We start from the raw sequence: 22,498 nt of genomic DNA, 5'->3' as shown, positions 1-22,498 counted from the left end.
CCCTTATTTTGGAGAATCACATGAACACACAACCCCTGCGCGTCGGCATCGGCGGCCCGGTCGGCTCCGGCAAAACCGCCCTGACCCTGGCCCTGTGCCTGGCCCTGCGTGAGCGCTACAACCTGGCCGTGGTGACCAACGACATCTACACCCGCGAAGACGCCGACTTTCTGGTGCGCAACGAAGCCCTGGCGCCGGAACGCATCATCGGTGTGGAAACCGGCGGCTGCCCGCACACGGCCATCCGCGAAGACGCCTCGATCAACCTCGAAGCCGTGGACCAACTGAACCGCCGCTTTCCGGGCCTGGACCTGATTCTGGTGGAGTCCGGTGGCGACAATCTCTCCGCCACGTTCAGCCCGGAACTGTCCGACCTGACGATCTACGTGATCGACGTTTCCGCCGGCGACAAGCTGCCGCGCAAGGGTGGGCCGGGAATCTGCAAATCCGATCTGCTGGTGATCAACAAGATCGACCTCGCGCCATTGGTAGGGGCGTCGCTGACGCTGATGGACAGTGACACCACGCGCATGCGCAACGGCAAGCCGTTCGTCTTCAGCAATCAGAAAACCGGCCAGGGTCTGGAACAGATCATCGCCTTCATCGAACGCCAGGGCTTGCTGACCGCGGCCTGATCACGACTTCAACAAGGAAGCTTATCCATGACACTCAAACGCATTCTCGGCGCCCTGGCCCTGCTGCTGACCCCGGCCCTCGCCTTCGCCCACCCGGGGCACGGCGACAATGGCCTGGTCGCTGGCATCAGCCATCCCCTTGGCGGTCTGGACCACTTGCTGGCGATGCTCGCGGTTGGCCTGTGGGCAGCGCAGCAACAAGGTGCCGCACGCTGGGCGCTGCCGTGCACCTTCGTCGGCACCATGCTGATCGGCGGATTGCTGGGTTTTGAAGGACTGAACCTGCCGGCACTGGAAAACGGTATTGCCGCATCGGTGCTGGCGTTGGGCCTGGCAGTGGCGTTGGCCGTGCGTCCACCGTTGGTGATGGCGATGGGGGCGACGGCGTTGTTTGCGCTATTCCATGGCGTGGCCCATGGCCTGGAGTTGCCGGACATGTCGAGTCCCTGGACCTACGCCGCAGGCTTTGTCGCTGCGACGGCGGTGTTGCACGCGGCGGGTTATGCGCTGGTGCGGGTGTTGCCGCAAGCCGCAGCGCCTCTGGTGCGACTAGCGGGTGCGGCTTCGGCGGCGACCGGGGTGTGGTTGCTGGCGGGCTGAGTTCTCGATTGCCTTTACCGGCCTCTTCGCGAGCAGGCTCGCTCCCACATGGGTCCAGTGCACAGATCCATTGTGGGAGCGGGCTTGCTCCGGGCGGCGTTCCGACGATGGCGGCCTGACAGACACCGCATCGCTCAGGCCGACCTCTCTGCTAACATGTCGCGCAATCGCCCCTGCCGTGACGACGCCAGCCAATGCCGCCTGTTTCCCGCTCCGCCTCCCAGCCTGAACTGACCGCCCTGTTTGCCTCGGTGCAACAGCACTTCCTGAACGTCATCGTGCCGCTCTGGCAAGGTCCGGGCTGGAACGCCGACATGGCGTTGCCCTACGAGGCGCTGAATGCCGAACACCAGCCGCTGCCGCCGCAACGCTACCGGGCCATGGCCTGTGCGCGACAGTTGTATCTATTTGCCAGCCTGATCGGTCAGGTGCCGGGCGCCGAAGAGCGTGCCGCCGCCTTGTTCCGCTCGTTGCAACGGCACTTCCACGATGCTGAGCACGGTGGCTGGTTCTACAGCGTCGATGCACAAGGGGCACCGCTGGATCAGCGTAAAGACCTCTATACCCACGCCTTCATCCTGTTCGCCTGCGCCCATTACTGGGACAAGGTCCGCGAGCCATTGGTCGAGTCGGTACTCAACGCCTCGCTGGAAGTGATCGCGCAGCGTTTCGCCACGGATGACGGTCTGTACGAAGCCACGCTCGACCGCGACTGGGCATCGCTGGACAGTGGCCCTTTGCAAAACCCGCTGATGCACCTGGCCGAAGCGTTCCTCGCCACTCTGTCGGTGCGTGAGAACCTCGACGTGCAACACGCGCTCGTCAAGTTATGCACAGCCATGCACGCGCGGTTTATCGATCCGCAGCACGGCGTATTGATGGAAAAGCCGCTGGGGTCTGTGGATAACTGGTTTGAACCGGGGCACCAGTTCGAATGGTATTTCCTGCTGGAATCCTCGCCGCTGTTGCGCCAATCGACGCTGCATGCCGATCTGGAGCGGGCCTTCGCCTTTACCGAGCAAACGGGCGTCGATCAACAGACGGGGGCCGTGCGGGCGATGCTCGACTTCGGACCGGATGGCGGCGTCCGGGACGCCACGCAGCGTATCTGGGCCCAGGCCGAATACTTGCGCGCATTGACGCTGCGCCCGGACAGCGAAGCGGCTGTACTGCATCAATTGCAGGCATTGCAGCAGCGCTCGCTGCATACCGGCGGCTGGTTCGAGTGCCGTGACGAGCACGGTGAAGTCAGCCGCAGCGACATGCCGTCGACCACGCCTTATCACCTGGCGACCTGTTATCGCGGGTTGGCGGAATATCTCGCCATAGATCTTTCACGGGTCACTCAATCCACTTGCGATCCCCGGTAAAGCTGATGGTCAGCCATCGCGCGGCGTCCGGCTCGCCAAGCTTTGTGGATATCTCTTCACGCAAGCTGTCCAGTTGCCCCACACCGTCCAGCCAGTAATCTTTCGGCAATACGATGTGAATCTCGATAAAACAGGCCCTGCCGTGTTTCTGCACGTAGGAAATGTAGTCGTCGAAACCATGCTCGACCTTCGCCACTTCCATCACCTGACGCACCTTGTCGTCCAGTTGATCCGGGACGATCCCCAACACATCGCGCAAGGCCGGGCCGAGGATTTTGAAGGCCGGGGGGAGCATGCCCAAGGCCAGCAGAATCAGGATCATCGGGTCGACATACACGGCCCACTTGTCGTAACCCTGAGTCTTGAGCAACAGCGCGATCAGGAAACTCACCAACAGTCCCGCCGACAGCATTGCGTCCACCAGCCAACTGATGTTGTCGAACTGGATCAGCGATGAGTTGAGTGTGCGATTGCGATGACGGACGTAGAAGAAATAAATGAGCTCAACGACAGTGAAGAACGCCGCGTAGAAGATCACCAGCCCGAGTTCGACCTCGCGGCCACCACTGATGATGCCGAACACACCGTTGAGAAAGGCATAAATGGCGACCAGGAAAATGAAGCTACCCTCGATCACCAGCACCATGGGTTCCAGGTGCCAGGAGCCGAACTGGAAGCGCTGATTGCTCTCCTTGGCGATCAGTCGGGCAGTGATCAGCATCAGCACTTTGATGAAGGCCGCGATTAACGAAAAGAAGCCATCGAACAGGATGGATTGGGCGCCCGAAACAAAACCGGTGATGATCCCGGCGAATGTCACGGCGAGCATCAGGAAGGTCGATTGTTTGAGCAGCGACTGCTCGCCTCGATTACTCACTGGATCCCCTCTAAACCTCTAGACCGCCGGGTGTGGCGGGTTGCTTGAGGGAGGAGTCTAGCTGATGTCCGGATTGGACCGTTCCTGTGGCGAGGGGGCTTGCCCCCGTTGGGCTGCGGAGCAGCCCCGAAACCATAGCGCTCAATTTTTCAGATGTACTTCATCCACCGGTTTGCGACTGCTTCGCAGCCGAACGGGGGGGCAAGCCCCCTCGCCACCATTAAGACTTGCGATCAATAGCAAACCCGGCCCAGGTCTGGCTCACCGGCATCAGCTCCAGACTGTTGATGTTGATGTGCGCCGGGGCATTGAGCACCCAGAAAATAGTCTCGGCGATGTCTTGCGGCTGAATCGGCTCGGCGCCGGCGTAAGTGGCGTTGTAGCGCTCCTGGTCACCGGCAAAACGCACCAGCGAGAACTCGCTCTCGCACAGGCCCGGCTCGATGTTGCTGACCCGTACGCCCGTGCCTTGCAGGTCGCAGCGCAGGTTCAGGGAGAACTGTTTGACGAACGCCTTGGTCGCGCCATAGATGTGGCTGCCCGGGTACGGGTAGTTGCCGGCGATGGAGCCCAGGTTGACGATGCCCGCGCCGCGACCGTGGGCGATCAGGCGTGGCAACAGCAGACGGGTGCTGTACATCAGGCCTTTGACGTTGGTATCGACCATGGTGTCCCAATCGTCCAGGTCGCACTTGGGCGCCGGATCAACCCCCAGCGCCAGCCCGGCGTTGTTGATCAAACCGCGCAGCTTGGCAAAGGATGGTGGCAGATTGGCAATCGCCTCCTCCATGGCCTTGCGATCACGCACATCGAGCACCAGGCCATGGACTTCGGTCTGCTTGGACAGCTCGGCGCACAGCGCATTGAGGCGCTCTTCACGACGGCCTGTCAGCACCAGCTTCCAGCCAGCCTCGGCAAAACGTCGGGCACAGGCTTCACCAAAACCGGAGGTCGCGCCGGTAATAAACAGGGTGTTGGACATCGTGTTCTCCTTGCTTCGGCTGATCGCCAGCCATTGGAATAGAAAATCAGCAGGCAGCATGCCCGGCCTTGTTCACAGCGGCAACCACCGTTCAAACTGTTCAAAAAACGCTCAACCCCAGCAAGCCCTTGGCCAGCGTGGCCTGCAGCCATGTGCGCGCACGTTATCCACAGGCCGGTCCACAGTCTTTGGGGGCAAGTGAAAAAGCTGCAAGCCGCTATCCACAAGGCTTTACGCGGGGTTTTGAAACTTTTTCGCTTGACCCTCAACCGCCCGCTGTGTAGCCCTTGGTCATTTTCATGACTGACGGGTCAAACCGGCGATGGCGCCAAGCCAGTAACCACGGCCTTCAGCGGAGTCTTTCCAGAGTTTAATCACAGACTTATCCACAGGCTTTCCCACACCGATTCCACACACTTTCACTCCGAACAAAAAGGTTGACAACGCGGCCTTCAAGCTGCGCAAAAACGCTTGATCAAAAAATAGCCACACCTCTGCAGACCACGGTTTCAAAGGCCTCCAGCCAGCTACTCCCACGTTATTCACAGCCGGTTCCACAGCAAACGGGGACAAGTCAAAACCGTGACAAAACAACTATTTGCAGCGGCTTTATGTCGCGGTTTCGGAGCTCTGAAATTTTGTTTTCCACAATTTCCCCGAATGCCGCCACCGAACCCTGTAGGAGCGAGCTTGCTCGCGATGGGCGTCAACGATAACGCGAACATTCTGGATGAACGCGTTGCCCCGGAGACCTTCGCGAGCAAGCTCGCTCCTACGGGGGATTGGTGGTGGATTGGAGATGTAAAAAAGCCCCGGAGCTTGCGCGCCGGGGCTTGTGTACAACACTGAAACTCAGTGCCCGCCGAGATAGGCGTTACGCACATCCTCGTTGACCAACAGCTCCTTGCCGGTGCCGGTCATGCGGATTTCACCGTTGACCATCACGTACGCCCGGTCCGACAACCGCAGGGCGTGGTTGGCGTTCTGCTCCACCAGGAAGATGGTCATGCCGGTCTTGGCCAGTTCCCGCAGGGTCGCGAAGATCTGCTTCACCACGATCGGCGCCAGGCCCAGGCTCGGCTCATCGAGCAGCAATAACTTGGGCCGGCTCATCAGCGCCCGGGCGATGGCGAGCATTTGCTGCTCGCCGCCCGACATGGTCATCGCACGCTGGGTACGCCGCTCTTCGAGCCGAGGGAACAGTTGGAACATGCGCTGCATGTCCTCCTTGGCGTACTTGTCACCGATAGGGATAGTGCCCATCAGCAGGTTTTCCTCGACTGTCATGTCGGGGAACACCCGCCGCCCTTCCGGCGATTGCGCGATGCCGTTGGAGGCGATGTAGTGGGACGACTTGTGGGTAATGTCCACGCCCTGGTAGAGGATCTGCCCGTCCGCCGCCCTTGGCTGGCCGAAGATCGACATCAGCAGGGTCGACTTGCCGGCGCCGTTGGAGCCGATAAGGCTGACGGTTTCCCCTTCGTTGATGTGCAGCGAGACTTTCTTCAGGGCCTGGATCGGCCCGTAAAACACGTCCAGCTCCTTGAGTTCGAGGATGGGTTTGCTCATACCACCTCCTCTTCGTCCGCGCCCAGGTAAGCGGCGATCACTTTCGGGTCATTACGGATGTCGTCAGGGCCACCCTCGGCGATGACGATGCCGTGGTCCAGCACCACGATGTGGTCGGAAATACTCATTACCATGCCCATGTCGTGTTCGATCAGCACCACGGTCAGATCGTGCTCGTCGCGCAGCAGCCGGATCATCGCGCTCAGCGCTTCGGTTTCCTGAGGGTTGAGGCCGGCGGCCGGTTCGTCGAGGCAGATGATCTGCGGACGGGTGCACATGGCACGGGCGATTTCCAGGCGGCGTTGCTGACCGTAGGACAGCTCGCCGGCCAGGCGGTTGGCGCAGTCCACCAGGTCCACCACTTCCAGCCAGTAGAACGCATGGTCGAGCGCATCGCTTTCAGCCTTGCGATAGCCCTTGGTATTGAGGATGCCGGCCAGCATGTTGCGGTTGACCCACATGTGCTGGGCCACCAGCAGGTTTTCCAGCACCGACATTTCCTTGAACAGGCGAATGTTCTGGAACGTACGCGCCAGCCCGGCGCGGTTTACCAGGTGGGTACCGCCGAATGCCTTGTAGAACAGCCGACTGGCGAAGGATTTCGGCGAAACGAAATCCGTTGGTTTGAACGACTCGCCCAGCAGTTTGATGACGTTGGTCTGTTGCCCACGGATGTTGAGTTCGATCTTGCCGCCAGAGGCCTTGTAGAACCCGGTCAGGCAGTTGAACACCGTGGTTTTGCCGGCGCCGTTAGGACCGATCAGGGCGAAGATCGAGTTGCGGTGCACTTTCAGGCTGACGTCGCTCAACGCCTTGATGCCGCCGAAGTGCATCATCAGTTTTTCGACACTGAGTACGACTTCGCTCATGGCGCTACTCCTTTACGCGGGGTCACACCGGTACGGCTGATCCGAATCAGGCCGCGCGGTCGCCAGATCATCATCAACACCATCAGGATGCCGAACAGCAGCACGCGGTACTCGGCGAAGCCGCGCAGCAGTTCCGGGGCAACGGTCAGCACAAAGGCTGCAATCACCACGCCGATGGTCGAACCCATGCCACCCAGTACCACGATGGCAAGGATCAGCGCCGACTCGAAGAAGGTAAACGAGGTCGGGTTGACGAAGCCCTGGTAGGTGGCGAAGAACACGCCGGCCAGACCGGCCGTCGAGGCACCAATGGTGAACGCCGAGAGCTTGACCAGTACGTGGTTCAGGCCCATGGAACGGCAGGCGATTTCGTCTTCTCGCAGGGCTTCCCAGGCGCGGCCGACTGGCATGCGGGTCAGGCGATGCTTGATGTACAGCACGGCCAGTACCACCAGGAACAGCACCGCGTAGATGAAGTAGTACTTCACGTCCGGGTTGTAGGTAAGGCCGAAGAACTCATGGAACGGCACGCCGCCATCCTTCGCCCGCTTGCCGAACTCCAGGCCGAAGAAAGTCGGCAGTGGTGCCGCCATGCCATTCGGGCCGCCAGTCAGCGACAACCAGTTGTTGAGGATCAGGCGGATGATTTCACCGAAGCCCAGGGTCACGATCGCCAGATAGTCGCCGTGCAGGCGCAGCACCGGGAAACCGAGGATGCAACCAGCCAGACCGGCGGTGATCGCCGCCAGCGGCAGCACCGTCCAGAAGCCCAGGCCCAGGTATTGATAACCGAGCGCCAGACCGTAGGCACCGATGGCGTAGAACGCCACGTAACCGAGGTCGAGCAGGCCGGCCAGGCCGACCACGATGTTCAGCCCCAGCCCCAGCAGCACATAGATCAGCCCGAGGATGACCACGCCCAACAGGTAGGAGTTGGAGAAAAACGGGAACACCACGGCAATCACGATGACCAGCGGGATGATCCAGCGCAACCGCGACTTGTAGTCGGGCGCCAGCACATGCACCCCGGAGCCTGTCGTTTCAAAGCCCTCGAGGATTTTCAGGCCCTTGGGTGTCTGCAGGAACATGCTCAAGGCAAAGCGGCCGGCCATGACGATCGCCACGATCCACGCCACCCGGGTGGTTTCCAGGTTGAAGCCATAGCCATCGAGAACGACGCCGACAATCGGCCCGAACACAATCAGGGCAATGAGGCCGGCAAGAATCGCGTCAACCAGACTTTTTTTGATATCAATGGTTTTTTTAGTGGTTGAAGACATCGCTTACACCTTCGACACAAGAGGACGGCCGAGCAGGCCTTGAGGCCGAAAGACCAGAACGAGGACCAGCAGCGAGAAGCTGAAAACGTCTTTGTAGTCCGAGTTCACCAGACCGGAAAACAGCGACTCGGAAATGCCGAGAATGATCCCGCCAAGCATCGCGCCAGGCAGTGAGCCAATCCCGCCGAGCACCGCGGCGGTGAACGCCTTGATCCCGATGATGAAGCCGGCATAGAAGTCGAATGTGCCGTAGTTCATGGTGATCAGCACGCCGGCCAAGGCCGCCATCGCTGCACCGATGATGAACACGTAGGAAATCACCCGGTCGGTGTTGATCCCCAGAATCGAAGCCATCTTGCGGTCTTGCTGGGTTGCACGGCACATGCGGCCGAGCTTGGTGTACTTGATGATGTAGGTCAGCAGGCCCATTCCGACAAACGCGGCGACCAGAATGAAGACCTTGGTGTAGGTCAACTGCACAAAACCTGTGCCGACTTCGACGCGCCAGGCTCCCGTGAGCAGCGTGGGCACCCCTTGTTGCTTCGCGCCCTGGGCGATCTGTGCATAGTTTTGCAGGATCAGGGAAATACCGATGGCGCTGATCAGCGGTGCCAGTCGGGTGGAGTTACGCAGGGGTTTGTAGGCGACACGCTCGATGACCCAGCCATACACCGCCGTGACGATGATGGTGAAAATCAGAGTGCCGAGCATCAGCAGCGGGAAAGATTCGATACCGAAGTAAGCCAGCAGAGCCAGACTGATCGCCGCGAGGTAAGCGGAAATCATGTAAACCTCGCCGTGGGCGAAGTTGATCATGCCGATGATGCCATAGACCATTGTGTAGCCGATGGCGATCAGGCCATAGACCGACCCGAGGGTCAGGCCATTGACCAGTTGCTGCAGGAAAATACCATCCATAACGCAATCTCACGCAATGAGAACCTGCACATGTGGCTGTGCGGTTCCTCTAAGGAAAATACAGATATACGTCGGAGCAATGTCAGCCATGATCAGGCAAGCCACCACGGCCCCCTGTAGGAGCGAGCATGCTCGCGAAGAACCTGAGGACAACGCGTTTAACCAGCAAGCACGCGTTATCGTTGACGTTTTTCGCGAGCGTGCTCGCTCCTACAGGGGAGCAGCGCGGCTCAAATGATCGCGTCAGCCCTTACTTCTGTTTTTCCAGCTGGTGGTATTTGCCATCCTTGTCCCACTGGTAAACCACGTAGTCGGAGATTTTCAGGTCGCCTTTGGAGTCCCAGGTCTTCTCGCCCATGACGGTCTTGACCGGATTGGCTTTCAGCCACTTGGCAGCGTCTTCGCCCTTGTTGGACTTGGCGCCGTTGAAAGCTGCAGCCAGGGTCTGCACCGAAGCGTAGGCGTACAGGGTGTAGCCTTCAGGCTCGGTACCGGCCTTGCGGAAGGCGTCTACCACAGTCTTGCTGTCTGGCAGCAGGCGTGGGTCGGCGCCGAAGGTCATCAGCACGCCGTCAACGAATTGCGGACCACCAGCGGTGGTTACCAGTTCGTCGGTCACGATGCCGTCGTCGGACATGAACTTGACGTCCTTGAGGCCTTGCTCACGCAGTTGACGCACCAGTGGACCGGCTTCCGGGTGCAGGCCACCGAAGTAGACGACATCAGCGCCGGCACCGCGGATCTTGGTCACGATGGTGCTGAAGTCTTTCTCGCCACGGGTCAGGCCTTCATACAGCACAGGCGTTACGCCGCGCTTGACCAGTTGAGCCTTGGTGGCATCCGCCAGGCCCTGGCCGTAGGTGTCCTTGTCGTGCAGCACGACAACTTTCTTGCCCTTGAGCACGTCGACGATGTAATCGCCGGCCACGATGCCTTGCTGGTCATCACGACCGCACATACGGAACATGGCGCTCAGGCCGCGTTCGGTAACGGCCGGGTTGGTGGAGCCTGGAGTGATGGCGATGATGCCCGCTTCGTCATAGATCTCGGAGGCCGGGATGGTCGACGAGGAGCAGAAGTGACCGACCACGCCGGCGACTTTCTGGTTAGTCAGGTCCTTGGCGACCGTCACAGCCTGTTTCGGTTCGCAGGCGTCATCGCCCTTGACCAGTACGATTTTTTCCCCGTTCACGCCGCCTGCTGCGTTGACCGCATCGGCCGCCGCCTGTGCACCCTTCATGTACTGTTCGCCAAATGCCGCGTTGGCGCCCGTCATTGGTCCCGCTACGCCGATCTTGATGTCAGCCTGAGCAAACGCAGAAACACCCAACGCAGTTGCCACTGCGAGGGCCAGAAAGCCTTTCTTGTAAAACGTCTGGGACATGAGGTGGTGCTCCATGGTTTTTTTTAATTAGCACTGCGACTTCACTGAATGCTCAGAGCAAGGGCCGTGCCATCGGTTTTTTATTCTGAAAAAAGTCGCTGCTTTCTTGTTATTTCGACTGTTTCGGGCCCATTTTCATTGGGCGTGCAACCGTCTAAACCGCGGAAGGTGAAACCAATATTTTTTTGAGGCGCAACCCGACTGCGCCATCATTGCAACCGCGGCTTTAAACGACGTGCAACCAGCCTGTAACAACGTGCGTCACCGAAGTGCACACTGCTGGTGCGGGACTGCTACAACCCGCACCACTACAGGCTAGCTGCAGATCGAAAAAGCGCCGCTTCCCACTGCAAAAATCAACCTTCAGATCACGATCCGCAGGCACTGGCCTGCGTGATACAGCGAGAATCCCGCCTCATACAGACAGCTGCGCAATCCCACCCCGGCCAATGGCTGCATGGGCGCAAAAGGAATCGGTAGCGCTTGAGGATTTCCGTTACACAGGTAGTCGGCGAAAGCCTTGCCGACCACCGTTCCCGTGGTCACGCCCCGGCCGTTGTAACCGGTAACTGCCACTAAACCGGGTGCCGGTTCGAACAGGCGCATCAAATGATCGGGGGTGAAGGCGATGCAACCGGTCCAGGTGCACTCCCACTCCACCTGTTTGAGGTAGGGGAAATAGTGCTGTTGCACTCGGTCGGCCCAGGCCTTGAGAAACCAGGCCGGTTTCTGATTGCCATTACCGAGACTGCCCAGCAACAACCTTCCGTCCTTGTCCCGACGGATGCTGCTCAGAACTTGGCGGGTATCCCAGGATCCCTGGCCGCCGGGAAGAATTTGCTGGGCAGCCTCTTCTGTCAGCGGGACAGAGGCCACCTGGTAGTAATAACCGGGGAAGAAATTGCGCCGCAGCTCCGTCCAGTCGCCCTCGGTGTAGGCATTGGAGGCAATCACCACTTTCTCGGCCATGACCGAACCCTGGGCGGTTTGCACTGACCAGCGCTGGCCCTGACGTTCGAGTCGGGTGACCGGGGAATGATCGAATAATTGACCGCCCAGGCCGATGGCCGCTTTGGCCAGCCCCGTGGTGTAGGCCATCGGGTTGAGCGTGCCGGCGCGGCGATCGAGCAGCGCAGCGGCGATCTTTTTCGTGCCGGTGGCTTGCTCGCAGGCCTGACCGGTGAGCAATTCCACCGGCGCACCGCGTCGCTTCCATTGTTCTTCACGACTGCGCAAGTCGGCTTCGCCACGGGCGTTGTGCGCCATGTGCAACGTGCCTTCGCGGCGCAACTGGCAATCGATGTTGTATTTATCTACAAGGCTGAACACCAGTGATGGCGCGGCGCCCAGCATGCGGTTGAGCTGACTGCCGACCTCCTTGCCGAACCCGGCTTCGATCTCGTCCGGGGGAATCCACATCCCGGCGTTGACCAACCCGACGTTGCGCCCTGAGCCGCCGTGGCCTGCGCGATGGGCTTCCAGCACACAGACTGTTTTACCTTGCTCCAGCAAATGCACCGCCGCCGACAAACCGGTAAACCCGGCGCCGATCACGCAGACATCCACCGTGATCTCACCCTTAAGGGCCGAATTGTCCGGCCTTTGCGGCGTCAGTTTTTCCCACAGACACTCTTCGCGTAACGGCATTGCCAGACTCCAGGCAGAAACCTAACAAACTGTAGGAGCGAGCCTGCTCGCGATGGACGCCAACGATAACGCGTGCTTGCTGCATAAACGCGTTGTTCTGACGTTTTTCGCGAGCAAGCTCGCTCCTACAAGGGGATCGTTGTTCGATTAGAGATTCAATCGAACGTAATACCCTGCGCCAACGGCAACTCCAGCGAATAGTTCACGGTGTTGGTCTGGCGGCGCATGTAGCCGCGCCATGCATCGGAGCCGGACTCACGACCGCCGCCGGTTTCTTTCTCGCCACCGAACGCACCACCGATTTCCGCGCCGCTCGGGCCGATGTTGACGTTGGCGATGCCGCAGTCGCTGCCCACTGCCGACATGAACTGTTCGGCTTCACGCACGTCGGTGGTGAAGATGCACGAGGACAGGCCTTGTGGCACGGCGTTGTTCAGGCGCAGGGCTTCCTGGAAGTCGGTATAGCCGACCACGTACAGGATCGGGGCGAAGGTTTCGTGGCAGACCACGTCGCTCTGCTCCGGCATTTCGACGATCGCCGGCGACACGTAGTAGGCATTCGGGAATTGACCTTCCAGTTGGCGCTCACCGCCAAACACCCGGCCGCCTTCGCTCAGGGCCTGTTCCAGCGCGTCCTGCATGTTGTCGAAGCTTTGCTTGTCGATCAGCGGGCCGATCAGGTTGCCTTCCAGCGGATGACCGATACGCACTTTCGAGTACGCAGCTTTCAGGCGGGTGACGATTTCTTCTTTCACCGATTCATGGGCGATCAGGCGACGCAGGGTGGTACAGCGCTGACCGGCGGTGCCGACGGCGCTGAACAGGATTGCGCGAACGGCCATGTCCAGGTCGGCGCTTGGGCCGAGGATCATCGCGTTGTTGCCGCCCAGTTCGAGAATGCTGCGGGCGAAGCGCGCGGCGATTTTCGGCGCCACTTCACGGCCCATGCGGGTGCTGCCGGTGGCGCTGACCAGTGCGACACGCGGATCATCGACCAGGGCTTCACCAGCATCGCGACCGCCAATAATCACTTGGCTCAGGTGCGGCGGCGCATCGCTGAAGTTCTTCAGCACGCGATCGAACAGCGCCTGGCAAGCCAGTGCGGTCAGTGGCGTCTTTTCCGACGGCTTCCAGATCACCGGGTTGCCGCAGACCAGCGCCAGCGTGGCGTTCCAGGCCCAAACCGCGACCGGGAAGTTAAACGCACTGATCACACCGACGACGCCCAGCGGATGCCAGGTTTCGCGCATGTGGTGGCCAGGACGCTCGGAGGCGATGGTCAAACCGTACAACTGACGCGACAGGCCGACGGCGAAGTCGCAGATGTCGATCATTTCCTGAACTTCACCCAGGCCTTCCTGGGTGATCTTGCCGGCCTCCCAGGACACCAGCTCGCCGAGGTCGGCCTTGTATTCACGCAGGATGTCACCCAATTGCCGCACCAGTTCGCCACGGCGCGGTGCCGGAACCTTGCGCCACAGTTCGAACGCATGATCTGCGCGACTGATGTGCTGCTCGACTTCAGCCGCGCCTTCCCAGTTCACGGCGGCGATCCTGCTGCCATCGATCGGCGAGTGCACCGGCACTTTGCCGTTCTGGTACAGGGCCGGGTTCACACCTAGACGATCAAGCAATGCGGCAACCATGGGTCACTCCTCAAGCAAAAGACAGAACACGTGCAGCCGGAAGTTCACGGCTGATCAGACCTGTAGTTTTAGCTGCCCGGAGGTTACTCAACAAACGACCTTTAAGAGAGATATCATTCCGTTTATTCATGCTGTGCATTGCTGGCAATAAAGAAACAAGAACCAAGGACCGCCCATGCTGAATAAACGCTACCTGCCATCGATCACTGCGCTGCAGTGTTTCGAGGCCGTCACCCGGCACTTGAGCTTCACCCGGGCCGCCGAAGAGCTGAACCTGACCCAAAGTGCCGTGAGCAAACAGGTCGCGCAACTCGAAGAGCTGTTGCAGCACCTGCTGTTTCGCCGGGTGCGCCGACGCCTGCAGATGACGCCGGCCGGCGATCTATATCTGGTTGAGGTGCGAAAAATCCTCACGCAAGTCGAGATGTCGACCCATTACCTTCGTTCCTACGGCGGTGAAACCGAAGTCTTGCGCGTCTCGACACCTCCTACATTCGGCGCGCGCTGGCTGGTGCCGCGCCTCAAAGGCTGGCGCCTGCGGCATCCTTCGATTCATCTGGACCTGTGCAGCGAGCAGGAAGCCGACGATCTGCTGCAAGGTCGCAGCGACCTGGCGTTCTACTTCGGCCAGGGCTCGCGGCCCGGCACCGAATGCCTGAAGCTGTTCGGCGAAGAGTTGGTGCCGGTTTGCGCCCCCGGCAGCTTGCCGGACACGCCGTTTACCGATCCGACGCAACTGACCGACCTGGTCCTGCTGCAAAACGCTTCCCGCCCCCAGGCCTGGCATGACTGGTTCGACCACCAGGGCTACCACACCGAGCACAGCTACCACGGCCCGCGTTTCGAAACCTTTTACATGTGCATCCGCGCCGCCCAGGTCGGTTGCGGCGTGGCGCTGTTGCCACGGTTTCTGGTGGAAGAGGAACTGGCCGACGGCAAGCTGGTCATTCCCTGGCAGCATGCAATGCCCAGCAGCGACGCCTACTACCTGGCCTACCCGGAGCATTCGGCGGAAGTGCCGAAAGTGCGGGACTTTGTGAAGTGGATGCTGGAGCAGATTGATAGCCCGGATGCGACCTGAAGGACGCCTTGGTTCTGTAGGAGCTGGCTTGCCAGCGAAGAGGCCGGCACATTCAAAATCCACATTGACTGGTGTTACGCCATCGCTGGCAAGCCAGCGCCTACAGGGGTCTGCTTTAATCGAAAAAATGCTGGCAATCCCTGCTACTGATATGCGCCACTAACGCCACTGATCAATACCGCGTCAACGCTGGAGATTCCCGTTATGAGCGAGAGTGTGTTTGCCGATCGTATCGTGCAGAACCTGCTCGACACCGACTTCTACAAACTGACGATGATGCAGGCGGTGCTGCACAACTACCCGAACGTCGAAGTCGAATGGGAGTTTCGTTGCCGTAACAGTGAGGACTTGCGCCCGTACCTGGCGGAGATCCGCTTCCAGATCGAGCGCCTGGCCGAACTGAGCCTGAGCGCCGACCAGTTGAGCTTTCTGGAGCGCATCAGCTTCCTGAAGCCGGACTTCCTGCGTTTTCTCGGTTTGTTTCGCTTCAATCTGCGCTACATCCACACCGGCGTCGAAAACGGTGAGCTGTTTATCCGCCTGCGGGGCCCCTGGCTGCATGTGATCCTGTTCGAAGTGCCGCTGCTGGCGCTGGTCAGCGAGGTGCGCAACCGCTACCGCTACCCCGAAGTCGTGCTGGAGCAGGTCCGCGAGCAGCTCTACCGCAAGTTCGACTGGCTGAGCGTCAACGCCAGCAGCGATGAATTGTCTGAATTGCAGGTGGCCGATTTCGGCACCCGTCGCCGTTTTTCCTACCGCGTGCAGGAAGAAGTGGTGAACGTGCTCAAGCACGATTTCCCCGGACGCTTCGTCGGCACCAGCAACGTGCACCTGTCCCGGGAACTGGACATGAAACCCCTGGGCACCATGGCCCATGAATGGATCATGGCCCACCAGCAACTCGGCCCGCGGCTGATCGACAGCCAGATCGCCGCACTCGATTGCTGGGTTCGCGAATACCGTGGCCTGCTGGGGATTGCCCTGACGGACTGCATCACCATGGATGCCTTCCTCGGCGATTTCGATCTGTTCTTCGCCAAGCTTTTCGACGGCTTGCGCCACGATTCAGGCGATCCGGTGCTGTGGGCGGAAAAAGCCATCGCCCACTATCACAAGCTCGGCATCGACCCGATGAGCAAGACGCTGACCTTCTCCGACAGCCTGAACCTGCCCAAGGCCCTGGAGATATTCCGGGCGCTGCGCGGTCGGATCAATGTCAGCTTCGGCATCGGCACCAACCTGACCTGTGATATTGCGGGTGTCGAACCGATGAGCATCGTGCTTAAAATGACCGCCTGTAACGGCCAGCCGGTGGCGAAGATCTCCGACGAGCCAGGCAAGACGCACTGCAAAGACCCGAATTTCGTCGCTTACTTGCGACACGTTTTCCAGGTTCCTGCCGCCCTTTCAAGTACATCAAGCAAGGAGTGAATTCATGCAAGCCGTACAGCGTGAGATTGCTGAACAGCTCAAGGTCCAGCCGCCATTCGCCGACGAAGCCGCCCTTGAGGCCGAAATCGCCCGACGGGTGACTTTCATTCAGGACTGCCTGGTCAACTCCGGGCTCAAGACCCTGGTATTGGGCATCAGTGGCGGTGTCGACTCCCTGACCGCCGGCCTGCTGGCCCAACGCGCCGTCCGTGAACTGCGTCAGCGCAGCGGTGATGCCGCCTACAAATTCATCGCCGTGCGCCTGCCCTACGAAACCCAGTTCGATGAGCACGACGCCCAGGCGTCGGTGGACTTCATCAAACCGGACGAGCGCCACACCGTGAACATCGGCCCGGCGGTCAAGGCCCTGGCCAATGAAGTGGCGGCCTTCGAAGGCAAACATGCGGTGTCGGTGGACTTCGTGCTCGGCAACACCAAGGCGCGCATGCGCATGGTCGCCCAGTACACCATCGCCGGCGCGGCCCACGGCCTGGTGATCGGCACCGATCACGCGGCGGAAGCAGTGATGGGCTTCTTCACCAAATTCGGTGACGGCGCCTGCGACCTGGCGCCACTGAGTGGCCTGGTGAAAAACCAGGTCCGTGCCATCGCCCGCAGCTTCGGCGCGCCGGAGTCGCTGGTGGAGAAAGTCCCGACCGCCGACCTCGAAGACCTGTCGCCTGGCAAACCGGACGAAGCCTCCCACGGCGTGACCTACGCCGAGATCGACGCCTTCCTGCATGGCAACCCGGTGCGCGAGGAAGCGTTCAAGATTATTTGCGACACGTACAACAAGACCCATCACAAGCGGGTGATGCCGTTTGCGCCTTGAGGCGTGAGTGAATGAAAAAGCCCGCTGAGGAGCGAACCTCAGCGGGTTTTTCTTTGGCCGTTAGATTCATTGATGCAGATGACCCCTTCGCGAGCGGGCTCCCACATTTGATCGCGGTCTAATTGTGGGAGCGAGCCTGCTCGCGAAGAACGATGACGCGGTGAACCTGCTTACTTCAGGGTCACGGTGCCTTTCATCATCGAGATGTGGCCCGGGAACGAACAGAAGAAGCCGTATTTTTCAGCCGCATCCAGCTTGGACACATCGAAGGTCACCGAGTCGGTTTCCTTGGCGCCGATGATCTTGGTGTGGGCGATCACACGGGCGTCGCCTTCCTTCAGGTAGTTCTTGTCGATGCCGGCGCTCAGGCCGTCGGTGGCGATCGGCTGCATGTCGGCTTCTTTGCTCAGCACAAAGTTATGGCCCATGACGTTTTTCGGCAGGCTGCCGGAGTGGGTCAGCTCGACGGTGAAGGTCTTGCAGCTCTTGTCGATCTCAATGGCCTTGGTGCTGAAGGCCATTTGATCGGTGGAGTCAATGGTGGTCTTGCACTCGGCAGCCATCAGTTGGCTGCTGGCCAGTGTCAACAGGGATACCGCAGCGAGTTTGGCAAACATGGTGAATCTCCAAGGCAGGGTTAACGAAATCGCGAATGAACAGAAGACTGCCTGAAAACTTCGCAAGTTCATATGACTTGAATCAAAAATTGTATACAACTTTCGGGCTATGAACCCGATGCAAACTATCTACCGGCCAAGGGTCTGGTCCGGGCCTATCATCAGGCCGTCCCCCCTTCAAATGGAACATCTGTCATGTCGATCAACAGTCTGTTGTGCAGTTTGCTGGCCGCCTACGCTTGCGGCGCCAGCGGTACTTACGAAACCCAGGAACACCAAGTCTAGCCCTTGGAGTACGGTGCGCCTGCCTTTACTCTGTGGCCCTGATCGACCAAGGAGCAAGGCATGTCTTTAGCATCTGTTTGTGTATTTTGTGGCGCCAGCACCGGCACCAACCCGGCTTACCGCGAAGCCGCCGTGACCCTTGGCCGGGCTCTGGCCGAGCGCAAGCTGACCCTCGTTTATGGCGGCGGCGCCGTGGGCCTGATGGGAATCGTCGCCGACGCAGCCCTGGCGGCCGGCGGTGAAGTGATCGGCATCATCCCGCAAAGCCTCAAGGACAAGGAAATCGGCCACAGCGGCCTGACTCGCCTGGAAGTCGTCGATGGCATGCACGCGCGCAAGGCCCGAATGGCTGAGCTTAGCGATGCCTTTATCGCGCTGCCCGGCGGCCTTGGCACCCTGGAAGAACTGTTCGAAGTCTGGACCTGGGGCCAGCTCGGCTACCACGGCAAACCGCTGGGTTTGCTGGAAGTGAACGGTTTCTACAGCAAATTGACGTCTTTTCTCGATCACATCGTCGGCGAAGGCTTCGTTCGCGGGCAGCACCGTGACATGCTGCAAGTGAGCGAATCACCGCAAACCCTGCTCGATGCACTGGATGCCTGGCAACCGTCCGTAGCGCCAAAATGGGCCGAGCAAAAACCCAGCTAACGGCTCGGCACCGATACAGGGCAGAATATGCGCCGCTCAACCTCACCTTCGACCCAAGAGGATCGCCCATGGCTAAACCTAATTATTCCTTCGCCAAACGTCAGAGAGACTTGGCCAAGGAGCAGAAGAAAGAGGAAAAGCTTCAGCGCAAGAAAGCTACAGCTGAAGAATCGGCACTGAACCCTGAGGGTGAAGTGGCGGCAGAAGATGATGTTGATGCACCGAAAGACCCGGCGCCCGACGCCTGAGAACCTCCGGGCCGGTTGATCTGATCAGTCCCACCGGATCTGTGTCCCGTGTAGGAGCGAGCTTGCTCGCGAAGGTATCGAAGACAGCGCGTTTTTCCAGACAGAACGCGTCATCGTTGACGTCCATCGCGAGCAAGCTCGCTCCTACAGTTGATTTTAGTTAATCCAGTGGCATCACCGTTACCCGAACTTCCGGGTCATGATTACCCCCTCCCAGAATCACCCCCCGCAACGGCGACACATCCGAAAAGTCCCGGCCCCAGGCCAGGGTGATGTGCTCCAGCGCCGGTTGCACATTGTTGGTCGGATCGAAATCCACCCACCCCAGCACCGGGCAAAATACCGAGACCCAGGCGTGGGACGCATCAGCGCCGATCAGCCGTGGCTGCCCCGGTGGTGGCTGGGTCAACAAGTAACCGCTGATATACCGCGCCGCCAACCCTCTGGAACGCACGCAAGCGAGCATCAGGTGAGCAAAGTCCTGGCAGACCCCGCGTCGGCGCTCCAGCACCTCCACCAGCGGCGTCGCCACCTGGGTCGCTTCGGCATCGAAGGTGAACTCGCTGAAGATTTTCTCCATCAGCGCCTGCACGCCGAGCAACAACGGTCGGCCGGGCGGAAAACAGCTTTGCGAAAACTCGACGAAGTTTCTCTTCAAATGCACATACGGCGATTCAAAGCGGTATCGGCAGGCTTCTAGCAGCTCGGGCGTCAGCGGTTGGCTGCTGTAGGTCAGCGCGCTACGGGTCTCTTCCCACGCTGGCGACAGACTGAAGTCCAATGAAGGTCGGGGCAGCACTTCAATGGTCAGGCTGGCGTTGACCAACAATTCATCGTGGGGACGCTCGAACGCCAGCCGGGTCAGCGGATTGCCGAACACATCCAGTTCATCGCGACGCGAGTTCGGCTGCGGGCTGATCAGCAATTGCTGGTCGGTACAGCGCTGCCAGGCACAAGGCCGTGGCCACAAATGCGCCAGTTGCTGGGCCAGGGACACCGGGCTGTCGTAGTGATAATGGGTGTCGTGAAAAATCTGGTAGTGGGCGCTCATCAGACGGACACCGTGCGCTGGCTGACATCATCGACATGGGCGAAATGCCGCAGCGCCAGGCGATCGGAAACTTGGCCGCTGGCGTCGGCGATCTCTTGCAGCAGCGCGGCCAGCCCCTCGATGGCGGCGCGCACACTGGCGTCACCGAACAGCGGGTTTTCCAGGCAACCCAGATCGAATCGCGCCAGGCGCTCCACCAATTGCGGCAGCGCTGCTTCGCGCGGCACGCCAAAGTCATCGTTGAGGCGTTTGAGGGTGCGGGTCACCAGTTTCAACTGAAACAACACGGCGTGAGGGTTCTGCTCGTCGAGCAACAGCAGGTCGAGTACCGGGATCAACTGCGCCACCGCCAGGTAGCGGGAACGATAGGTAATACTGCTGTTACCCAGTTCCAGCAACCATTCCAGCCCGGCCTGATCGAAAGCCCCGGCGCCCCGCAAGAACGCCGCCAGGCTGCCACTGAGAAATTGCAGACGCTCGATCCGCCGGCCAATCATCAGGAAACGCCAGCCTTCGTCCCGGGTCATGTCGTCCAGGGCAAAGCCGGACAACGCCGCCAGGGACATCACCAGACGGTTGAGAAAATCCAGCAACTCGCCGAAATCCGGTTCTTCGGTTTCCAGCTCCATGGCTTCGCGCTGCAACTCCACCAGCGCCTGCCAGTTTTCCCGCGAGAGCTTGCCGCGCACCTGTGAAGCAGCCCACTGCAAGCGTTGCAGGTTGGAGCGCAGGCTGAACGGCCAGTCATCGCCGAGCAACGCCGCCAACAGGCGCTCCGGCAACTCGCCCTCATCGGGCAGCAGCATTAGCCGTTCGCCAAGATCGACCGCGGCCTGCAGGGCTTGCGGGTCGTCGCCGTCGACATAGCGCGCCAGCATGATGCGCAGCAAACGGGCACTGTCATCGCAACGTTCGCAGTAACGGCCAAACCAGAACAGGTTTTCCACCACCCGCGACGGCAGGTAAGGATCGCGCCGCACCAGATCATGCACACCGATGTTGCGCTGGGCCTTCCATTGTTCGCCGCTGGGCGCACGATCGCCCAGCACCCAGGTGTCCTTGCTGGCGCCGCCGCGCTGCATCGACACTACTTCGGCATCGGCTTGCGCGGCGACCCGGGTCAAGCCACCGGGCAGTACCCGATAACCCTCGCGACTGGCCACCGCATACACACGCATACCGATAGCTCGGGGCTGCAGTTGACCGTCTTCGGCTTGCCAGATCGGCGCCTGGGACAATTGCGCGAGTTCTTGCGCCACATAAGCGTATGGCCGTGCCTGCATGCGCTCGGCGAGCTCCTGGCGCTGCTTATCACTCAAATCACGGCCAAATACCGGCGCAAAGCTCTGGGACGGAAACGCCGGTTTGATCAACAGCTCCGGCAGTTTTTCCAGGGCCTGGGCCAAGACCGGCGTTTCACCGCACCACCAGGTGGCGATGGATGGCAGGATCAGTTCTTCGCCGAACAGGAATTGATTGATCTTCGGCAGGAAACCCAACAACCCCGGCGACTCCAACACACCGCTGCCCAGCGCATTGGCCACCAGCACCCGCCCCTGGCGCACGGCTTCCAGAAGGCCCGGCACGCCGAGGGCTGAGTCGGTACGCAGCTCCAGCGGGTCGCAGAAATCGTCATCGAGCCGACGCATGATCGCGTGCACACGACGCAGACCACTCAGGGTCTTGAGGTAGACCGTGGCGTCGCGCACCGTCAGGTCGCCACCCTCCACCAGCGGATACCCGAGCTGGCGAGCCAGATACAGATGTTCGAAATAGCTTTCGTTGAAACGCCCCGGCGTCAGCAGCACCACCAACGGTGCGCCCCCATCGCTCGGGGCCTGACGAGCCAGGGTTTCCTGCAAGGTGCGGAAAAACCCGGCCAGGTGCTGCACTTTCAGATCGCGGTACAACTCAGGAAAGGCCCGGGACACGATGGTGCGGTTTTCCAGCGCATACCCGGCCCCCGAAGGCGCCTGGGTACGATCCGCCGTCACCCACCAGCGGCCATCGGGTGTGCGCGCCAGATCCACGGCATACAGGTGCAGAAAGGCTCCGTCAGGCGGGCTGATGCCCTGACAGGGCCAAAGGAAGTTGTTGTGACCGAACACCAGCTCCGCCGGCAGCAGACCTTCGGCAATCAGGCGTTGTGGGCCGTAAAGATCAGCCAGCACCGCATTGAGCAAGCGCGCCCGTTGCGCGATGCCGGCCGACAACTGCTGCCACTCATCAGCCGCGATGACATGGGGCAGCAGGTCAAGCTCCCACGGCCGGTCCGCGCCCTTGGGGTCGGCATAAACGTTGTAGGTAACGCCGTTTTCCTGGATTTGCCGGGTCAACAGCGCCTGACGCTGCACCAGTTGTGCCGGTGTGCTGCGTTGCAACTGCTCGAACAGCCGGCGCCAGTGCGGGCGCACGGCGCCACTGTCATCGAGCAGTTCGTGATAGGTGCCCGCCGTCAGCGGGTAGCGGTCTAGCAGGTCAGGCATGGAAAGCTCGGCAGACAGCAATGAACGGTCAGACTAGCGCAG

The 22,498-nt window shown here is 60.4% G+C and carries 20 protein-coding genes; 8 read left to right on the top strand and 12 right to left on the bottom strand.

Annotated elements, in window-relative coordinates; genetic code table 11:
• The first annotated feature begins 20 nt into the window (after positions 1 to 20).
• The 3 genes from ureG (at position 21) to B0D71_RS25290 (ending at position 2,605) form a co-directional block, all read left to right on the top strand.
• The gene (ureG, locus tag B0D71_RS25300; RefSeq protein WP_103397139.1) at positions 21 to 635 is read left to right on the top strand and encodes an urease accessory protein UreG; all 615 of its coding nucleotides are present in this window, start codon (positions 21 to 23) and stop codon (positions 633 to 635) included.
• 27 nt (positions 636 to 662) lie between these two features.
• Positions 663 to 1,235 (top strand): HupE/UreJ family protein, encoded by a 573-nt coding sequence (locus tag B0D71_RS25295; protein ID WP_103397138.1) that lies wholly within the window; start codon positions 663 to 665, stop codon positions 1,233 to 1,235.
• Positions 1,236 to 1,429: 194 nt separating this feature from the next.
• Positions 1,430 to 2,605, top strand: coding sequence for an AGE family epimerase/isomerase (locus tag B0D71_RS25290; protein WP_103397137.1), 1,176 nt, complete (start codon positions 1,430 to 1,432; stop codon positions 2,603 to 2,605).
• Here B0D71_RS25290 and B0D71_RS25285 read toward each other — a convergent pair.
• The 9 genes from B0D71_RS25285 to amaB form a co-directional block, all read right to left on the bottom strand.
• Positions 2,577 to 3,482, bottom strand: a complete 906-nt coding sequence (locus B0D71_RS25285) for a cation diffusion facilitator family transporter (protein ID WP_103397136.1) — start codon at positions 3,480 to 3,482, stop codon at positions 2,577 to 2,579. The two genes, B0D71_RS25290 and B0D71_RS25285, sit on opposite strands and share 29 nt — an antisense overlap.
• Positions 3,483 to 3,702: 220 nt before the next feature.
• Positions 3,703 to 4,464, bottom strand: a complete 762-nt coding sequence (locus B0D71_RS25280; RefSeq protein WP_103397135.1) for an SDR family oxidoreductase — start codon at positions 4,462 to 4,464, stop codon at positions 3,703 to 3,705.
• Between the two features lie 852 nt (positions 4,465 to 5,316).
• Entirely contained in the window at positions 5,317 to 6,033 is a 717-nt protein-coding gene (locus B0D71_RS25265) for an ABC transporter ATP-binding protein (RefSeq protein WP_103397132.1), read from the bottom strand.
• Positions 6,030 to 6,902, bottom strand: coding sequence for an ABC transporter ATP-binding protein (locus B0D71_RS25260; protein WP_103397131.1), 873 nt, complete (start codon positions 6,900 to 6,902; stop codon positions 6,030 to 6,032). The genes B0D71_RS25265 and B0D71_RS25260 overlap by 4 nt, the downstream gene beginning before the upstream one ends.
• Positions 6,899 to 8,182 (bottom strand): high-affinity branched-chain amino acid ABC transporter permease LivM, encoded by a 1,284-nt coding sequence (gene livM, locus B0D71_RS25255; RefSeq protein ID WP_103397130.1) that lies wholly within the window; start codon positions 8,180 to 8,182, stop codon positions 6,899 to 6,901. The genes B0D71_RS25260 and livM overlap by 4 nt, the downstream gene beginning before the upstream one ends.
• Positions 8,183 to 8,185: 3 nt before the next feature.
• Positions 8,186 to 9,100: an ABC transporter permease subunit gene (locus B0D71_RS25250; protein WP_103397129.1), complete on the bottom strand. Its 915-nt coding sequence runs from the start codon at positions 9,098 to 9,100 to the stop codon at positions 8,186 to 8,188.
• Between the two features lie 250 nt (positions 9,101 to 9,350).
• Complete coding sequence (locus B0D71_RS25245; protein WP_103397128.1) at positions 9,351 to 10,484, bottom strand: ABC transporter substrate-binding protein; 1,134 nt, start codon at positions 10,482 to 10,484, stop codon at positions 9,351 to 9,353.
• A gap of 363 nt (positions 10,485 to 10,847) precedes the next feature.
• Entirely contained in the window at positions 10,848 to 12,131 is a 1,284-nt protein-coding gene (amaA, locus tag B0D71_RS25240) for an L-pipecolate oxidase (RefSeq protein ID WP_103397127.1), read from the bottom strand.
• 155 nt (positions 12,132 to 12,286) lie between these two features.
• On the bottom strand, positions 12,287 to 13,777 hold the full coding sequence (amaB, locus tag B0D71_RS25235; RefSeq protein WP_103397126.1) for an L-piperidine-6-carboxylate dehydrogenase: 1,491 nt from the start codon (positions 13,775 to 13,777) through the stop codon (positions 12,287 to 12,289).
• A 175-nt stretch (positions 13,778 to 13,952) separates the two neighbouring features.
• Here amaB and B0D71_RS25230 point away from each other — a divergent pair, with 175 nt between their 5' ends.
• The 3 genes from B0D71_RS25230 (at position 13,953) to nadE (ending at position 17,121) form a co-directional block, all read left to right on the top strand.
• The gene (locus tag B0D71_RS25230; RefSeq protein ID WP_103397125.1) at positions 13,953 to 14,858 is read left to right on the top strand and encodes a LysR family transcriptional regulator; all 906 of its coding nucleotides are present in this window, start codon (positions 13,953 to 13,955) and stop codon (positions 14,856 to 14,858) included.
• 204 nt (positions 14,859 to 15,062) lie between these two features.
• A complete protein-coding gene (pncB, locus tag B0D71_RS25225; RefSeq protein ID WP_103397124.1) occupies positions 15,063 to 16,289 on the top strand; it encodes a nicotinate phosphoribosyltransferase in 1,227 nt (408 codons plus the stop codon).
• Positions 16,290 to 16,293: 4 nt separating this feature from the next.
• Complete coding sequence (nadE, locus tag B0D71_RS25220; RefSeq protein WP_103397123.1) at positions 16,294 to 17,121, top strand: ammonia-dependent NAD(+) synthetase; 828 nt, start codon at positions 16,294 to 16,296, stop codon at positions 17,119 to 17,121.
• A 170-nt stretch (positions 17,122 to 17,291) separates the two neighbouring features.
• Here the strand turns inward: nadE and azu are convergent, their stop codons facing one another.
• Complete coding sequence (gene azu / locus B0D71_RS25215) at positions 17,292 to 17,738, bottom strand: azurin (protein ID WP_085727283.1); 447 nt, start codon at positions 17,736 to 17,738, stop codon at positions 17,292 to 17,294.
• A gap of 345 nt (positions 17,739 to 18,083) precedes the next feature.
• Here azu and B0D71_RS25210 point away from each other — a divergent pair, with 345 nt between their 5' ends.
• Both B0D71_RS25210 and B0D71_RS25205 read left to right on the top strand, forming a co-directional pair.
• A complete protein-coding gene (locus tag B0D71_RS25210) occupies positions 18,084 to 18,671 on the top strand; it encodes an LOG family protein (protein ID WP_103397122.1) in 588 nt (195 codons plus the stop codon).
• Positions 18,672 to 18,739: 68 nt separating this feature from the next.
• Positions 18,740 to 18,919: a hypothetical protein gene (locus B0D71_RS25205; RefSeq protein ID WP_103397121.1), complete on the top strand. Its 180-nt coding sequence runs from the start codon at positions 18,740 to 18,742 to the stop codon at positions 18,917 to 18,919.
• A 160-nt stretch (positions 18,920 to 19,079) separates the two neighbouring features.
• On the opposite strand, the gene B0D71_RS25200 is transcribed toward B0D71_RS25205, so the two are convergent.
• Positions 19,080 to 19,970 (bottom strand): transglutaminase family protein, encoded by an 891-nt coding sequence (locus B0D71_RS25200; protein WP_103397120.1) that lies wholly within the window; start codon positions 19,968 to 19,970, stop codon positions 19,080 to 19,082.
• Complete coding sequence (locus tag B0D71_RS25195; protein ID WP_103397119.1) at positions 19,970 to 22,456, bottom strand: circularly permuted type 2 ATP-grasp protein; 2,487 nt, start codon at positions 22,454 to 22,456, stop codon at positions 19,970 to 19,972. The genes B0D71_RS25200 and B0D71_RS25195 overlap by 1 nt, the downstream gene beginning before the upstream one ends.
• Positions 22,457 to 22,498 lie beyond the last annotated feature (42 nt).

It is taken from the genome of Pseudomonas laurylsulfativorans, from assembly GCF_002906155.1.
In the GTDB taxonomy this organism is placed as follows: Bacteria; Pseudomonadota; Gammaproteobacteria; order Pseudomonadales; family Pseudomonadaceae; genus Aquipseudomonas; species Aquipseudomonas laurylsulfativorans.
This window is presented reverse-complemented; position numbering and strand designations above follow the sequence as displayed.

Bases quoted from the DNA above. Each gene is read 5' to 3' on its own strand.
- ureG (WP_103397139.1), top strand. From the start codon at position 21: ATGAACACACAACCCCTGCGCGTCGGCATCGGCGGCCCGGTCGGCTCC.
- B0D71_RS25295 (WP_103397138.1), top strand. From the start codon at position 663: ATGACACTCAAACGCATTCTCGGCGCCCTGGCCCTGCTGCTGACCCCG.
- B0D71_RS25290 (WP_103397137.1), top strand. From the start codon at position 1,430: ATGCCGCCTGTTTCCCGCTCCGCCTCCCAGCCTGAACTGACCGCCCTG.
- B0D71_RS25280 (WP_103397135.1), bottom strand. From the start codon at position 4,464: ATGTCCAACACCCTGTTTATTACCGGCGCGACCTCCGGTTTTGGTGAA.
- B0D71_RS25265 (WP_103397132.1), bottom strand. From the start codon at position 6,033: ATGAGCAAACCCATCCTCGAACTCAAGGAGCTGGACGTGTTTTACGGG.
- B0D71_RS25260 (WP_103397131.1), bottom strand. From the start codon at position 6,902: ATGAGCGAAGTCGTACTCAGTGTCGAAAAACTGATGATGCACTTCGGC.
- livM (WP_103397130.1), bottom strand. From the start codon at position 8,182: ATGTCTTCAACCACTAAAAAAACCATTGATATCAAAAAAAGTCTGGTT.
- B0D71_RS25250 (WP_103397129.1), bottom strand. From the start codon at position 9,100: ATGGATGGTATTTTCCTGCAGCAACTGGTCAATGGCCTGACCCTCGGG.
- B0D71_RS25245 (WP_103397128.1), bottom strand. From the start codon at position 10,484: ATGTCCCAGACGTTTTACAAGAAAGGCTTTCTGGCCCTCGCAGTGGCA.
- amaA (WP_103397127.1), bottom strand. From the start codon at position 12,131: ATGCCGTTACGCGAAGAGTGTCTGTGGGAAAAACTGACGCCGCAAAGG.
- amaB (WP_103397126.1), bottom strand. From the start codon at position 13,777: ATGGTTGCCGCATTGCTTGATCGTCTAGGTGTGAACCCGGCCCTGTAC.
- B0D71_RS25230 (WP_103397125.1), top strand. From the start codon at position 13,953: ATGCTGAATAAACGCTACCTGCCATCGATCACTGCGCTGCAGTGTTTC.
- pncB (WP_103397124.1), top strand. From the start codon at position 15,063: ATGAGCGAGAGTGTGTTTGCCGATCGTATCGTGCAGAACCTGCTCGAC.
- nadE (WP_103397123.1), top strand. From the start codon at position 16,294: ATGCAAGCCGTACAGCGTGAGATTGCTGAACAGCTCAAGGTCCAGCCG.
- azu (WP_085727283.1), bottom strand. From the start codon at position 17,738: ATGTTTGCCAAACTCGCTGCGGTATCCCTGTTGACACTGGCCAGCAGC.
- B0D71_RS25210 (WP_103397122.1), top strand. From the start codon at position 18,084: ATGTCTTTAGCATCTGTTTGTGTATTTTGTGGCGCCAGCACCGGCACC.
- B0D71_RS25205 (WP_103397121.1), top strand. From the start codon at position 18,740: ATGGCTAAACCTAATTATTCCTTCGCCAAACGTCAGAGAGACTTGGCC.
- B0D71_RS25200 (WP_103397120.1), bottom strand. From the start codon at position 19,970: ATGAGCGCCCACTACCAGATTTTTCACGACACCCATTATCACTACGAC.
- B0D71_RS25195 (WP_103397119.1), bottom strand. From the start codon at position 22,456: ATGCCTGACCTGCTAGACCGCTACCCGCTGACGGCGGGCACCTATCAC.